Origin of the sequence: Chitinophaga deserti, assembly GCF_003149455.1 — a bacterium.
In the GTDB taxonomy this organism is placed as follows: domain Bacteria; phylum Bacteroidota; class Bacteroidia; order Chitinophagales; family Chitinophagaceae; genus Chitinophaga; species Chitinophaga deserti.
Genome location: NZ_QFFK01000001.1, coordinates 149645 through 164470 on the forward strand (window position 1 = coordinate 149645; position 14826 = coordinate 164470).

13 protein-coding genes are annotated in these 14826 nt (G+C 52.9%); 5 read left to right on the forward strand and 8 right to left on the reverse strand.

Annotated elements, in window-relative coordinates:
- Window positions 1-25: 25 nt before the first annotated feature.
- From DEV76_RS00590 to DEV76_RS00620, 7 genes are all read right to left on the reverse strand, one after another.
- Window positions 26-1318: an ABC transporter permease gene (locus tag DEV76_RS00590; RefSeq protein WP_109694058.1), complete on the reverse strand. Its 1293-nt coding sequence runs from the start codon at window positions 1316-1318 to the stop codon at window positions 26-28.
- A 12-nt stretch (window positions 1319-1330) separates the two neighbouring features.
- Window positions 1331-2077 (reverse strand): ABC transporter ATP-binding protein, encoded by a 747-nt coding sequence (locus DEV76_RS00595; protein ID WP_232826836.1) that lies wholly within the window; start codon window positions 2075-2077, stop codon window positions 1331-1333.
- 4 nt (window positions 2078-2081) lie between these two features.
- Window positions 2082-3080, reverse strand: a complete 999-nt coding sequence (locus tag DEV76_RS00600; protein WP_109694061.1) for a BtrH N-terminal domain-containing protein — start codon at window positions 3078-3080, stop codon at window positions 2082-2084.
- Window positions 3081-3089: 9 nt separating this feature from the next.
- Window positions 3090-3512: a hypothetical protein gene (locus DEV76_RS00605; protein ID WP_109694063.1), complete on the reverse strand. Its 423-nt coding sequence runs from the start codon at window positions 3510-3512 to the stop codon at window positions 3090-3092.
- 119 nt (window positions 3513-3631) lie between these two features.
- Window positions 3632-4768, reverse strand: a complete 1137-nt coding sequence (locus DEV76_RS00610; protein ID WP_109694065.1) for a beta-ketoacyl-ACP synthase III — start codon at window positions 4766-4768, stop codon at window positions 3632-3634.
- A 109-nt stretch (window positions 4769-4877) separates the two neighbouring features.
- Window positions 4878-5804 carry a dialkylrecorsinol condensing enzyme gene (locus DEV76_RS00615; RefSeq protein ID WP_157962640.1) on the reverse strand — a complete coding sequence of 309 codons (927 nt, stop codon included), beginning with the start codon at window positions 5802-5804 and terminating at the stop codon, window positions 4878-4880.
- A 57-nt stretch (window positions 5805-5861) separates the two neighbouring features.
- Window positions 5862-6575: a head GIN domain-containing protein gene (locus tag DEV76_RS00620; protein WP_109694069.1), complete on the reverse strand. Its 714-nt coding sequence runs from the start codon at window positions 6573-6575 to the stop codon at window positions 5862-5864.
- Window positions 6576-6712: 137 nt separating this feature from the next.
- Here DEV76_RS00620 and guaA point away from each other — a divergent pair, with 137 nt between their 5' ends.
- The 5 genes from guaA to DEV76_RS00645 all read left to right on the forward strand — a co-directional run bounded on the left by guaA (window position 6713) and on the right by DEV76_RS00645 (window position 13467).
- On the forward strand, window positions 6713-8251 hold the full coding sequence (gene guaA / locus DEV76_RS00625) for a glutamine-hydrolyzing GMP synthase (protein ID WP_109694071.1): 1539 nt from the start codon (window positions 6713-6715) through the stop codon (window positions 8249-8251).
- Window positions 8252-8356: 105 nt separating this feature from the next.
- Window positions 8357-9682 (forward strand): ABC transporter substrate-binding protein, encoded by a 1326-nt coding sequence (locus DEV76_RS00630; protein ID WP_109694073.1) that lies wholly within the window; start codon window positions 8357-8359, stop codon window positions 9680-9682.
- A gap of 104 nt (window positions 9683-9786) precedes the next feature.
- On the forward strand, window positions 9787-10797 hold the full coding sequence (locus tag DEV76_RS00635; protein ID WP_109694075.1) for a ligase-associated DNA damage response exonuclease: 1011 nt from the start codon (window positions 9787-9789) through the stop codon (window positions 10795-10797).
- A gap of 3 nt (window positions 10798-10800) precedes the next feature.
- Window positions 10801-12399: an ATP-dependent DNA ligase gene (locus DEV76_RS00640; protein ID WP_109694077.1), complete on the forward strand. Its 1599-nt coding sequence runs from the start codon at window positions 10801-10803 to the stop codon at window positions 12397-12399.
- Window positions 12400-12651: 252 nt separating this feature from the next.
- The gene (locus DEV76_RS00645) at window positions 12652-13467 is read left to right on the forward strand and encodes a sulfite exporter TauE/SafE family protein (protein WP_109694079.1); all 816 of its coding nucleotides are present in this window, start codon (window positions 12652-12654) and stop codon (window positions 13465-13467) included.
- Here DEV76_RS00645 and DEV76_RS00650 read toward each other — a convergent pair whose 3' ends face one another.
- Complete coding sequence (locus DEV76_RS00650; protein ID WP_109694080.1) at window positions 13468-14787, reverse strand: NCS2 family permease; 1320 nt, start codon at window positions 14785-14787, stop codon at window positions 13468-13470.
- Between the last annotated feature and the right edge of the window lie 39 nt (window positions 14788-14826).

Here is a 14826-nt window from a genome sequence, read left to right on the forward strand (position 1 = left end):
TTTACCGTTGTTATGAAAATTGTTCTTATCCGATCCTCCGCTGTTCCACCATGGCGGCTATTACCAGCATGGCTCCGCCGCAGCAAAGCAGTTTCGCCAGATCAGGTAAAACATACCGGATATGGCCGTTGCGGAGGTAAACATCGTTAATGGCATCCAGCCCCCAGCTCAGGGGCGAGAGCCGGCCGATGTGCTGCATTGCTTCCGGCATGATTTCCAGCGGTATCCAGATGCCGCCGATGGCGCTGAGGATCACGATGCTCACCGCTCCAAAGTTCAGCGCCTGGTTGGGCGTTTTGAATACCGAACCGATGAGTATCCCGTAAGCTGTAGCCGTTACGCCGATACTGGCCGCCACGAGGAAACCCGCCAGATGATCGACCCCCAGCTGGAGCTTCGGTAAGCCCAGCAAGGGCAGCAGGTAAAGGCCTACCATAATCATCAGGTAGAACTGTACAATGCATATGCCGACAAAAAACAGCAGTTTACCCGACAGTACAGACAGGTAATTACCTGGGATCAGCTTCATCCGCACCAGGCTGCCATCTTCCCGCTCACGGATCATATTGCCCGCGATGGGGATTACGATGAAGAACATGGCGAAAATGCTCCATGCCGGCACGTTGTGTTGTACGGAGTTGGAGATGACATCTATCTGCTTCCCTTCCCCCACGCTTGTTTCACGGAGTGCCACAGCTTTGAGGCGGATGGCGGGGAATGTATCCTGCTGCAGGCTGTCGCGGTTGCGGAGCTGCAGCTGGATGCGCTCCAGCAGCAGATCGGTTTCCACCTGCGTGAGGAAATTATCCAATGCCTGATGGATCGCGCTTTTGAATGCTTTCTTTGCCGCAGGGTCGAAATACAGCTGTACAGCCAGCGAATCATTGGACAGGGCTTTTACCGGTAATTGCGCCGGCAGGCCCATCCGCTTCGAAATATCATTTACAATCTTATTGGCGTTACTGACGATTTCCGCCGTTGCGCCTTTAGGGATGGTGATGCTGATTTTATACTTCCCTTCGGCCACCATCTTCTTAGCTGCTTCTTCCGTCACGGGCTGACCGTTGAGGGAATCGATCACTTTAAACTGTCCGCCGGTCTGGAGGCCTTCGCGGATATATCGGCCGAGGCGGCCCTGGTCTTTATCGACGGTGAGGATATCGAACTGCACTTCCTGATAATCGCGGAAGGGAGCATCCTGTATGAGGGCCATCACGGTGATGAGCACGAGGGGCATGGCAAAAAGCAGCGCCAGCCCGGCTTTATCGCGCCGCAGCAGTAACCATTCTTTCCGTATCGTGGCGATGATCCTTAACATGTTGTTGTTGCTTTAATCCCGTACGGCATGGCCGGTGTAATGGAGGAACACGTCTTCCAGGTTACGGCAATGACCGTGGCGGCCTATCAGTTCCGTCGGGGCGCCCTGGGTAACCAGTTTACCTTCGTCTATGATAGCCACTTCTTCACAGATCTGTTCGGCTTCTTCGAGCAGGTGCGAGGTGTAAATGACGCTGTTACCTTTCGCATTATATTCCCGCAGGAACTGCAGGATCATGGAGCGTGACTGTACATCCACCCCTGCGGTAGGCTCGTCGAGTACCAGCAGCTTTGGCTCGTGCAGGATGGAAGCGATGATATTGGCACGCCTTTTCATCCCGCCAGAAAACCTGCCTGTTTCTTTATGCGCAGCTTTTTCCAGTCCGAATGCTTCGAGGTGCTGCATGATCTTTTCCCGGAGCGGGCGGCCGCTGAAACCGTACAGGTTACCGAAGTAACGGAGGTTTTCATATGCGGTGAGCTGCGGGAAAAGTGCGATCTGCTGGGGCACCACGCCGATGGTCCGTTTTATTGCCTCGCGGTTGGCTGGTGTTTGCGGGATACCGAATATTTCAGCTGTACCGCCTGAAGGCTCTACCAGTCCGCAAAGGATGGAGATGGTAGTGGTTTTGCCGGCGCCGTTAGGCCCCAGCAGCCCAGCAATAGTGCCTTCTGCGAAAGTGCATGAAAGCCCCTGCAGGCTGGGCGTTAAGGCCCCTGCATAGGTTTTCTGCAGATCTTTCACGGCAATACTGTTCACGTCCTCAGAGTTTTACGGTGGATAAACGGCGGAATACTTTTTCTTCTTCATCTGCGATCTGCAGGAGCATTTTGCTCAGTTCGCCATACGACATGTTATCGGCAGCGCGTGCTTTACATACACGGCCGGCAGCGAATGCGAAGTTACGCCAGCCGTCGCCAACGGATGTCAGCTCACGGCCAATGTCTTTCAGCTCCTGGCGGTTCAGCAGTGTACCTGCTTCCTGGAGGAAAGCGGCGTACATAAAGCGGAAGCCTGCGCCGCCGGTACCTATTTCTTCCTGCATGCGGATTACGTTACCGAGGTAAAGTGCCGCGCGGCGGTCGCCCAGTTTAGCGGGGTAATCCTTCATCCTGTTGGCGAGGAAGCGGATGCCTTTTACGCCGAACATGGGGATGGGGATTTTCAGCATGTAATGGCATGCCTGAGCAATGCCTGCTTTTACCGGTTCCCGGAAGTCTACTTCCTGCGGAACGTTCACGGGGTAATACATTTTCCCTTTCGGTGCCGGAAAGCCTTTGGCGAATCGGGCACGGATGAGGTTTTCGGTGTCTATGCGGGTAACGGTGTCCATGATAGGATCGCTGACGAGGTAATCGTCGCCTTCCTTACCATAAATCACGAGGTTATGTGCGTTGAAGTGGAAGCGGTATGATTCCGGGAAATATGGCAAGTAGTACACGCTGGACTGCATCCCTACGGGCACCCCCTCTTCAAGGAGCTGGTCGAGGGCTTTCATGGCTTTATCCACGCTGCTGAATTTGCGCGATTCCATTTCCACTCCGAGCCTTTTACAGGCACGTGAGAAGATGGCTCCGGGCCAGATGCGGTAGGTGGTGCCAGGCACGCCGTTCACCTTCACAAAAGGCAGGTGGCCGAAGAAGATGCCGGCACCGATGCCGAAGGCCATGGGTTCACTGATGTGGAGACCATAATGACCGAAGAGGTTGGATATTACGCCGCTTTCGCAGTGTGCGGTTTGCGTGTGACTGAATTGTGTCATGTCTGTTTGTTATGCTGGGCGCTTGAAAGGCAGCAGTTCGCCACTGCGGAGTGTTTGAAAAGGAATGCCGAAAATTTCCGCGTAGCGGGCAATCATATTATCGCTGAGGCCTTTGAACACACCCGGTTTCATATGCCGCTTTACCTGCCATTGAAACTTACCGGCTTTGAGGGCCAGCAGTGGCAGATCAAGCAGGGTGCGTTCCATATAGTAGGCTATGGGGCTTAGTTCACCGGCATCTACCTTTGCTTTGGTATTGGCCACGCGCTGTTCCACTTCATCCCAGGCCTGGCTCAGGGCTACGTTTTCCGGTTCCCAGCCGATGCTGGTGGCGGTGGTGTAGTCGCCAGACTGGTCTACTGCATAAAATAGTTGCCTGAATGTACCTTTATGCAGGTTGTCGCCATCCTGCGGAACTTCATCTTTTTTCATGATTGTGCAGTTTTAGGGTTGGGGGAACAGCCCCCTGTTATTATTTAGAAATGCAGCAGGCACCGGTTTTTTCCGGCGGCTGCTGCATGGAAAATCGTTTTTTGCACGGGCAAAAGAGATCAGACAACAGTGATGTGTGCGTATGCATAGGAGAAGCGTGCGCTTTCCGGTACCATCATCACGATTGTATCTCCTTTCTTCAGTTTGTCCTGATTCAGCAGTTCTTCCAGCATGAAATACGGGGAAGCTGTGCCAACGTTACCTACGCGGGTGAGGTTGGTGAACCATTTCTCCTGGGGTACGTAGCAGTTCACCCGGGCGATCTCTTCATCGATTTTCATACGGAAGAATTCAGAAGAGAGGTGCGGGAGGAACCAGGTAAGCTTATCCAGGTCGATGTTATGTTTTTCTACCAGCTCTTTCCACATTTGTGCACCGGAGGGCACAATGTTTTTACCGAGCAGGCGGGTATCCTGTTTGAAAGAGAATACGCTGTTGGCAGCCCATTCTTCGGGCGTCATGTCGGTCCAGCCTTTGGTGGAACCATCTTCGTTTTTAACGGCGCCTGCGTACATGCAGGTTTCCAGTTCATGGGCGTAAGAGGCGATCTCTACCCAGTCTACCCGCAGGCTGAGCCCATCTTCGTTAGGCTTATCCTGGAAAAGGGCGGCGCTGGCACCATCGGAGAGCATCCAGCGGAGGAAGTCTTTTTCAAAAGCGATAATGGGATTATCGGTGAGCGACTTCAGGTTTTCTGTTTCCGGCTCAAAGTTGCGGGAGAGCAGCCAGGCGGAGAATTTCTCTGAGCCTGTGGCTACCGCGTTGGCAGCGCTGCCGCATTTAACGGCCATCCACGCGTATTTGAATGCCTGCATACCGGCAGCACAGGCGCCGGTGGCAGCTACGATCTCTACGGGCTGGCATTTCAGGATGCCGTGAACCATGGCGGCATGGTTGGGCAACAGCTGGTCGGGGCTGGTGGTGCCGCAGGCCAGAAGCTGCATATTGCTGATGGGAAATTTATCGTCGAACAGGTTTTCCACGGCTTTGGCAGTCATTTCTGCGTTGGTGTGGGTGCTTTTTCCTTCTTTGTTCTGTGCGTAGTATCGTGTCTTGATCTTATTGTTTCCCAGGATGATATTACGTGCCCGGGAAGGCTTACCATCCACCATACCGAGGATGCTTTCCATTTCGTCATTCGCTACTGGCTCGTTCGGCAAAAATTTGGAGAGCCTCGTTATATATACTTCTTTCATCGCAGTGAGTTGTCCTTTTTGTCGATCTGAAGAAACGGTGCTTCCGGGGCACCGCAGTCATTTCAGGGTTGTTTTTAAGTGATTAAGCGGCCGTAAATATAGAATTTTATCAGTTTTCGCGTAGCTGTATTCCTTTGTAATATGTTACATCGCTGTTAAGTTGCTTCTTTGCCAGTGTGAGCTTAAGCCATCCGGCAATGGTAGTAAAAGGCGTCAGGATGGGAATGGCGGCCAGCAGGATCACGCGGTACATGGTAACGCGGCCCTGGCGGGCGGGGCTTCCCGGCTCTCCGGCAGCGCTGATATAGTTGGCCCAGAATCGGAAAGGCTTAACGCCTCTCATTTCGAGCACTATCAGGCCGGGGTCTACTTCCACGCTGTTGAGAGCGAGCAGTTCCGAATGCAGCCTGCTGAAATCCTTCTTCCCAAGTGCCTCACCGATGGGAGCCGCAAACCGGGACGATTCCACGATTTCCTTTTCCTGCACACCGGCCGGGGGAAATATAAAAAATGCATCTTTCTTTCCTTTGGTAGCCCAACGGAGGATGGTGATGAGCGATACGAGATTGGGGTGCTTGTCTACCAGCGCAATATGCCCGGCCAGCTGTGCACCGGCGGCCTGGAGGTAGCGTTTTACTTTCTCCTGCGCGTTGATCCACATATTACGGCATCCCAGGAGTGTAACCACGGGCTTCCCTTTCAGCAGGCGCTTCCCTTCTTCGCTTTGCAGAAAAGCGGCGATGGGCTGCGACGGTGAGAGGAACCAGGGCTGGTAAGCGAGTAATACCAGATCATAGTGTGCTCCGGGATCAGTTTTCAGAGGTTGGATGGCTTTAGGCCTGCCCAGTACAGTTTCCGGCATAGTGTCGAAGAAACGCTGTTTGGGCCAGGGGAAAGGAAAATCCTCTACCGGCTCAATTTCCTCGAACGTTATTTCCGCCTTGCCCTGCAAAGGCGCTAACACATGATCTATTATTCTCTTTAGCTGGCCCGTTTGGGTGTAATACACCACTAATATCTTGGGAAGTTGACTCATATACGGCAGTCGTATGTTCAAATAAAACCTGCAAACATACAAAAGTTTTTCAATTTGTTATCGCTTCTGGACGGTGCCTGAACCCATTTTACTCACGTTCATGGCAGGCTCTCCTTTATAATAAACGTTGCCAGACCCTACAATATTGGCGGAGAGGGAACGGCTGGCATGCAGCTTCACGTCGCCGCTGCCGGCAATGCTTACTTCGGCGGTTTCCGCTAGCAGGTCGGAGGCATCACAATTACCGCTGCCTGCGATGTCTACATTCAGCTCACGGGTCTCCCCTTTTACATCGGCATTACCGGAACCTGCAATGTTTACACGAATGGCGGGGGCGCTGAATCCGGCTTCGATATCGCCGCTGCCGGCAACGCTCAGCTCTACCGGCTCGGCGGAGGCATAATGGCTTTCCACTTTAATATCGCCAGAACCTGCCAGTTCTACCTCCCGGAGGGTTTCAGTGGCGAGGAACACCTTAATATCTTTATGGGTGCGGATATTGACATTGTTTTTGAACCGTACCCGCAGCACATCACCGTCTTCTTCCAGTTCGATGAGGGGTAGGATATTATCTTCGGCCTCCACTTTGGCGCTGCCGCCGGTGCCTTTGGTAATATATACATCCATGGATCCCTGAACGTGTATCCGGGAAAAATTCCTGACCTGACGGGATTCAGTGGCTACGCGGCCGCTTCCGTTAACCTGGTCGCAGGCCATCCAGAATGGCATTGCAGCCAGGAGGAAAGCCAGCATGGTGAATTGCGTTTTCATACAGCAGTTGATTTAGAACGAGGGTTATGGGCGAAAAATACGATAAAATATTCAGAACGCACGGCCCGGGGTAATTTCGGGCGAATCTGGCGGAAAGCAAAATCCGAAGTCCGAAATTCCTTTATCTTTGCACCACCATGACAGAAAAGATCCTGATCCTCGATTTCGGATCCCAATACACGCAACTGATTGCACGTTGCATCCGGGAACTGAATACTTATTGTGAAATACAGCCATGTAACAAGCCCATAGAGTGGGACGACAGTATCAAAGGCATTATTCTTTCCGGCTCTCCCTTCTCCGTTAACGATCCGCTGGCACCAGTGGTAGATATTGCCGCCATGGGCGAGCGCGTTCCGGTATTAGGCGTATGCTACGGAGCACAGCTGATGGCCAAAGTATTTGGCGGTGAAGTAGCCAAGAGCAGCACCCGCGAATACGGCCGTGCTTTCCTCGAGCATTCCGACAAGGAAGAACCCCTCTTTTACGACGTAAACCTGAAAAGCCAGGTGTGGATGAGCCATGCGGACACGATTGTTCGTTTGCCTGAAGTGTTCACCCCTATCGCACATACCGATAATATTCCGGTGGCGGCCTTCAAAAGCCTCACCCTCGCCAAGCACCCCATCCATGCTGTGCAGTTCCACCCTGAGGTAACGCACTCCATCGAAGGCAAGCAGATCCTCCGCAACTTCCTCGTTCATATCTGTGGTATGCACCAGGAATGGACGCCGGCCGCTTTCGTTCAGGAAACCGTAGCCCGCATCAAAGAGCAGGTAGGCGACCAGAAAGTGGTAATGGCCCTCAGCGGCGGGGTAGACTCTACCGTGGCTGCCGAGCTGATCCACAAAGCCATCGGCTCCAACCTGTACTGCGTGTTCGTAGACAACGGGCTGCTGCGCAAAAACGAATTCGAAACCGTACTGGATTCCTATAAACACATGGGTCTCAACGTAAAAGGTGTTAACGCAAAAGACCTCTTCTACGGCGAGCTCAAAGGTGTATCCGATCCAGAACAAAAACGGAAGATCATCGGCCGCCTCTTCATCGAGGTATTCCAGCAGGAATCTAAAGAGTTGAAAGACATTAAGTTCCTCGGCCAGGGCACCATCTACCCGGATGTGATCGAATCTGTTTCCGTTAACGGCCCCTCCGCTACTATCAAATCCCACCACAACGTGGGCGGCCTTCCTGAAAAGATGAACATGGGCCTGGTAGAACCGCTGCGCTTCCTCTTTAAAGATGAAGTACGCCGCGTAGGTAAGGAAATCGGCATCAGCGACATCTTCCTCGCCCGCCACCCCTTCCCCGGTCCCGGTCTTGCTATCCGCATCCTCGGAGAAATCACCCCTGAAAAGGTGGACATGCTCCAGGAAGCCGACGCCGTATACATCGATCTGCTGAAGGAAATGAACCTTTACAACCAGGTATGGCAGGCAGGTACCATCCTCCTCCCCGTACAAAGCGTTGGGGTTATGGGCGACGAGCGTACCTACGAGTTCACCGTAGCGCTCCGTGCAGTTACTTCTACAGACGGGATGACGGCCGACTGGGCTCACCTCCCTTACGAGTTCCTCGCCAAAGTATCGAACGACATTATCAATAAAGTGAAAGGCATCAACCGTGTGGTGTACGACATCAGCTCCAAACCACCGGCAACGATAGAATGGGAATAGTTTCCCCGAAGAAATGAGCAGTTACGAATTACGGATGAACAATTTTATTCATTTGTAATTCGTAATTGTTTTTATCCATGGAATGATTTTTGCAAATTTGGCCTCATGAACCGAACGAACATCCTGAGCAGGCTGACGGTTACCTTATCCTGCATGCTCCTGCTTTCCGCCTGCGGAATATTCCGTCAGGCACCACAGAAAACGGACGGGCCTCCTCCCGAGCTGAGCAAGCCGGTAAAGGAAGAGCCTAAAAAGCCCGTTGACGAGAAGCCCGCAGCCCGGGCACCCTTCAACGTTCCTGCCTTTGCCCGCGAAGTGAAAAAAGACGCATATAACGTGGTGCTTTTCGCACCGCTGTATCTTGATTCCGTATTCGCCAACAGCCTGGAAATTCCCGGCCGCACTATGCCGCGCTATGTATTGCCCGGCCTCGAATTTTATGAAGGCGCCCAGCTGGCCCTCGACTCCCTCTCCCACCTCGGCATTAAGCTGAACGTACAGGTGTTCGACAGCAAATCCCGGCAAAACGATCCGGCAACGCTTATCCGCAACCGCCGCCTCGATAATGCCGACCTTATCATTGGATCGGTAAGCTCCCCTGAGATCAAAGCCCTCAGCGATTTCGCCAAACAAAAAGAGATCAATTTCGTATCGGCCACCTTCCCCAACGACGGCGGTATTAACAACAATCCTTTCTTCCTCATCACCAACAGCACCCTCCGCTCCCATGTGGAAGCCATGCATGATTATGTACAGAAAGGTTTTGCCAACAAGAATATCCTCATCCTCCGCCGGAACACGCCTTTCGAAAACGGCATTTATGGCAATATCAAGGCTGCATACGAAAGGATGAACTACGATAAGAAATCCCGCATCCGCGAAGTGATCTGGAACGAAGGCACTACGGAAGCACAACTCTCCCAGTACCTGCTGGCCGACAGGCCCAACGTACTGATCGTAACCGCACTCGACGAAGCAGGCGCCAAAAGCATCCTCCGCAAACTGGCTCCCCAGCGTGCTGCTTACCCTATGCACATCTTCGGCATGCCTACCTGGGATGTGATGAAGTTTAAAGAGCCCGATTTCGAAGGCATCACCCTGTATTACTCTTCGCCTTATTACAACGATAAGTCTGATTACTACAGCAAATACGTAGCAGACGCGTTCCGTCATAAGTATAAATCCCGACCTTCCGACATGGCGTTCAAAGGCTTCGAGGTAACTTATTACTTCGTGAAAGCCCTTGCACAGGACGGGGTTTATTTCAACAAAGACCTCAACAAACCGGGTAACCGTGTATTCACCACCTTCAATTACCAGCCGGTTTATCTGCAGGAAAATGGGGAAACACCGGATTACTTCGAGAATAAAAACATCTACATCATTCAGAAAGGAGACAGTGCAGACTTTAAAATGAATACGATTAACTGATTGATGAACAAATAATTAAGAAAAAAGACCGGTATCCCCGGTCTTTTTTTATGCCCCTGCCTCCCAACCCGGCGGACCGGTTTTTGTTGTAGCTTCAGATATCCATGCAGCCCGTTCTCACATTCACCGAAACAGGGATTTATTGTCCCGCAGGAGGTTTCTACATCGACCCCTGGAAGCCGGCCGACCGTGCCGTGATTACCCACGCCCATGCAGACCATGCCCGTATCGGCAGCCGGCATTACCTCTGTACAAAGGATTCCGTGCCTCTCCTGCAATTGCGGCTGGGGAAGGATATTTCCGTGCAGGGAACGGGGTGGGGAGAAACGGTGAAGATAGGCGGTGCGGAAGTATCGTTCCATCCCGCGGGCCATATGATAGGATCGGCACAGGTGAAAGTAACTGTAGGCGGACAAACATGGGTGGCCAGCGGCGATTATAAAACAGAGAACGACGGCATCTCCGGAGCCTTTGAACCTGTGCGCTGCCATACCTTTATTACGGAAAGTACCTTCGGCCTGCCCATTTACCGCTGGCGGCCCCAAACCGCCATCTTCGGTGACATCGAAGCATGGATGCGGGAAAATGAGGCTTCCGGGAAACAGAGTATACTGGTGGCTTACAGTTTGGGTAAAGCCCAGCGCCTCCTGTATAACCTGGCGCATACCGGCAAGCGCTTCTTCGTTCACGGGGCAATTTATAACGCCCACCAGGTATTGCTTTCGGCAGGATGGCCCCTCCCTCCCGTGGAGCTGATCACCCCTGAAACACCTAAAAGTGACCTGAAAGGCCAGCTAATAATTGCGCCTCCTTCGGCGGCGGACTCCGCATGGATGAAGCGCTTCTCCCCATATTCCCTCGGAGTATGCAGCGGATGGATGCAGGTGCGGGGCAATGCCCGGAGAATGAATGCCGATGCGGGATTCGCGATTTCTGACCATGCAGACTGGACGGGGCTGCTACAATCCATCCGCGCCACACATGCCGAAAAAGTATTCGTGACACACGGCTTCAGCAGCACGCTGGCGCGTTACCTCGAGGAAAACAACATACCCGCAGAAGCCGTGCGTACTGCTTTCGGCGGAGAAGAAGAAACGACCGAAACCACTGTATGACCCATGCATCAGTTCTCCCAACTCATTTCAGACCTTTCGCATAGCACCAAAACCAATGAAAAACTGGAGCTGCTCAGCCGGTATTTTTCTACTGCCGACGAGCGCGACAAAGCCTGGATGCTGGCCCTTTTCAGTGGCAGAAGGCCCAAACGGGCAGTTAACTCCGCTCAGCTGCGCCGCTGGTGCCAGGAGGCTGCCGGGCTGCCTGAATGGCTCTTCAATGAATGTTATCATACCGTAGGCGACCTCGCCGAAACCATTGCCCTGCTGCTGCCACCGCCTGAACGCGGGGAAGCGCCCAGGCCGCTGCATTACTGGATAGAATCACTCATGCTGCTGGAAAAAGCGCCGGAAGCGGAAAAGCAGGCTTTTATCCGCAACGCCTGGGAGCAGCTGCAGCCGGGGGAGAGGTTTGTTTTCAACAAGCTTATTACCGGCGGCTTCCGGATAGGGGTATCGCAGGGGGCGATGGTGAATGCCATCGCGAAAGCTTATGGCATGGAAGGGGCTGTGGTAAGCCATATGATCAGCGGCAACTGGGACCCGCAGCAAACCACGCTTCCGCAGCTGCTGCATAATCATCACAACAATCCGGACGATTCGAGGCCCTACCCTTTCTTTCTGGCGCATGCGCTGGATGGCGGGCCTGCCACACTGGGAGAACCAGCCGAGTGGCAGGCAGAGTGGAAATGGGATGGCATCCGCGGCCAGCTTATCCGCAGGAACGGACAGGTATTTTTATGGTCGCGCGGGGAAGAGCTGATTACGGATAAATTCCCCGAAATAGCCGGATTGCTCGATTATTTACCGGATGGAACGGTGATAGACGGAGAGATACTCGCATGGGATGAAGTACTGGCACGCCCGCTCCCTTTTCAGAATCTTCAAACCCGCATCGGCCGGAAGAACCTTACTAAAAAACAACTACAGGAATCGCCCGTAGTACTGCTGGCATATGATCTGATGGAATGGAACGGGCAGGATATACGCCTGCTGCCCCTGCGCGACCGCCGCCTGCAGCTGGAAGCGCTGGCAGATTCCGTCAACCAGCCGGCATTGAAGATATCGCCATTGATCACCTATACCGACTGGGACGAACTGGCCACCATTAGAGCGCAAAGCCGGGACAATAACAGTGAAGGCCTCATGCTGAAAAATGCAGGCTCTACCTACCAGGTGGGCCGCAGGCGGGGCGATTGGTGGAAATGGAAAGTAGACCCTTTTACGGTGGATGCCGTGATGGTTTATGCCCAGAAAGGGCACGGCCGCCGGTCGAATCTTTATACCGATTATACCTTTGCCGTGCGCAATGGCGATCAGCTGGTGCCTTTTGCAAAGGCATATTCAGGGCTTACGGATGTGGAGATCGGGCAGGTAGATGCCTGGGTGAAGAAGCATGCCGTGGAAAAATTCGGGCCGGTGCGCACGGTAAAGCCTGAACTGGTGTTCGAAATTGCTTTTGAAGGAATAGCCGCCAGCAACCGGCATAAATCCGGTATAGCCCTCCGCTTCCCGCGTATCCACCGCTGGCGGCATGATAAACCCGTGTCAGAAATCAATACGCTCGACGATCTGAAGCAACTGCTGGAACAACAATCGTAGCCCCATCGCATTACCCTTTTAGTCTACAGAATATGTGTTGAAGTCATGTACTACCTTTGGTTTGCGGGGGAGAAGTCCCTGCCGCCAAAACATCCTTAAACCGTACAGAACGGAAGGGAAAAGGACCAATCATTCGACGACCAACATTAAAAAAACGCAATTGTACCTACCATTGCCGAAGTCATTGGCTTTTCTTTCGTAATGCCCGAGGATGCAACATTCTATTCACACGTGAAAATTTGATAACGCCAGATGGACTTGCAGGCCGCATTGTTGTTAGTATTAATAGGATTTGGAATCGGAACCTTCGGTACCCTGATAGGGGCCGGTGGAGGCTTTATATTAATGCCCCTCCTGTTACTCATGTATCCCAACATGGAACCGGATGTGCTCACCAGTATTTCACTCGCCGTAGTTTGTCTTAACGCTACTTCAGGATCTGTAGCCTATGCCCGTAAAAAACGGATCGACTACCGGTCGGCCGCCATCTTTGCAGTAGCCACCCTGCCGGGAGCTATCCTCGGCGCTATGGCCACCAGCGTTATCTCAAGGCATACCTTTAACCTCATTCTCGGAGGATTATTAATCGTCATCGCAATTTTTCTCATACTGAAACCTAACCGCGGAGCCTATGCCGCGGGTACCCTCAAGGGTAAATGTGTAGATCGTGATCTTACCGAACGCAGCGGGGAGCAGCATCAGTACCGTTTTAACATCTGGTACGGCATCGCCATCAGCTTTGCCGTAGGCTTTATCAGCAGTTTGCTGGGCATCGGCGGTGGCATCATCCATGTGCCTGCACTCATCAGCGTACTTAACTTCCCCATCCACATCGCCACAGCCACCAGTCACTTTATTCTGGCCATTATGTCGCTGGCAGGCACGATAGTGCACATGATCCAGGGCAGCTTCTGGGAAGGCTGGCAAACAGCTCTCTCCATTGGTATTGGTGTGGTGGTAGGTGCCCAACTGGGCGCAGGACTTTCCAGCAAAGTAAAGCCCAAAGGCATCATGATTGCCCTGGCAGGCGCACTGCTTATTGTTGGTGTAAGACTTCTTTTTACCTGATTACTGTAGTAGAAAACTCAGTACAAACAGTACGGAAAGCACGTACATCACCGGGCTGATCTCCCGGTATTTTCCTGTAAATACTTTCAGTAAAACATAAGACAGCATCCCGAACACGATTCCTTCGGCGATGCTGTACGTGTATGGCATCATCACAATCGCCAGAAAGGCGGGGATGGCTTCTGTCACATCTTCAAAATTGATCTTCACTACCGACCCCATCATCAGCATCCCCACAATAATCAGGGCAGGCGCCGTAGCTGCCGCGGGTATCATGGCAAAAAGCGGTGCAAAAAACAATGCCAGCAGGAACATGCCCGCAACGGTAACGGCAGTAAGCCCTGTGCGCCCGCCGGATGCAATACCGCTGGCGCTTTCCACATAAGCCGTTACCACACTCGTACCCAGCAATGCCCCTGCCGTTGTACCTACGGCATCTGCAAACAATGCCTGTTTGGCGCGGGGGATGCGGCCCTGACTATCGAGCAGTCCGGCTTTATTGCAGAGCCCTATCAATGTACCCACTGTATCGAACAAGTTGACCATCAGGAGGGTGAAGAGGATCACCACCATGTCCATGGTAAAAATCTTATCGAATTCAAGCTGAAAGGCAATCGGGGAAAGACTGGGCGGCAGGCTTACGATACCATGCTCCGGCCACATGGTAAGCCCCAGGGGAATGCCCGCCAGCGTGGCGAAGAGTATCCCAATCAGAAGTGCGGCATTTACTTTCCGGTACATTAAGACGGCGCTCACAACCAGCCCAAGCAGGGCAATGAGCGGTCCGGCGCTGGTAATGTGCCCTATTTTGAGGATCACCCCATCCAGTTTGTCCTCCCCTATATGGCGCATACCTGTTTCAATTATGCCCGCATTGGCCATGCCTATCAGTGCGATCAGCAGTCCGATTCCGACGGATATGGCGTGTTTGAGATTTTCGGGAATGGAATTGATGATGGCTTCACGGATATGAAAAAGGGAAAGGAAGATGAATATGATCCCTTCCAGGAAAACGGCTGTTAGTGCGAACTGCCAGCTGTAACCCATACCCAGCACAATGGTGTAGGCGAAAAAAGCGTTCAGTCCCATGCCCGGAGCGAGGCCCACGGGCAGTTTGGCGTACAGTCCCATCACGAGCGTACCGATGGCGGCGGCCAGGGCGGTGGCGGTGATGAGCGCGTTAAAATCCATGCCTGTTTTGGAGAGGATCATGGGGTTTACCGCCAGGATGTAGGCCATGGTGGAAAAGGTAGTGAGGCCCGCCAGCAACTCCTGCCTGACGGTGGTACCGTTCTCGTGTAAACGAAAGAAATCGCGCATACGGCAAAGGTATGCCTTGCGGGAATTTTTCCTAATTTC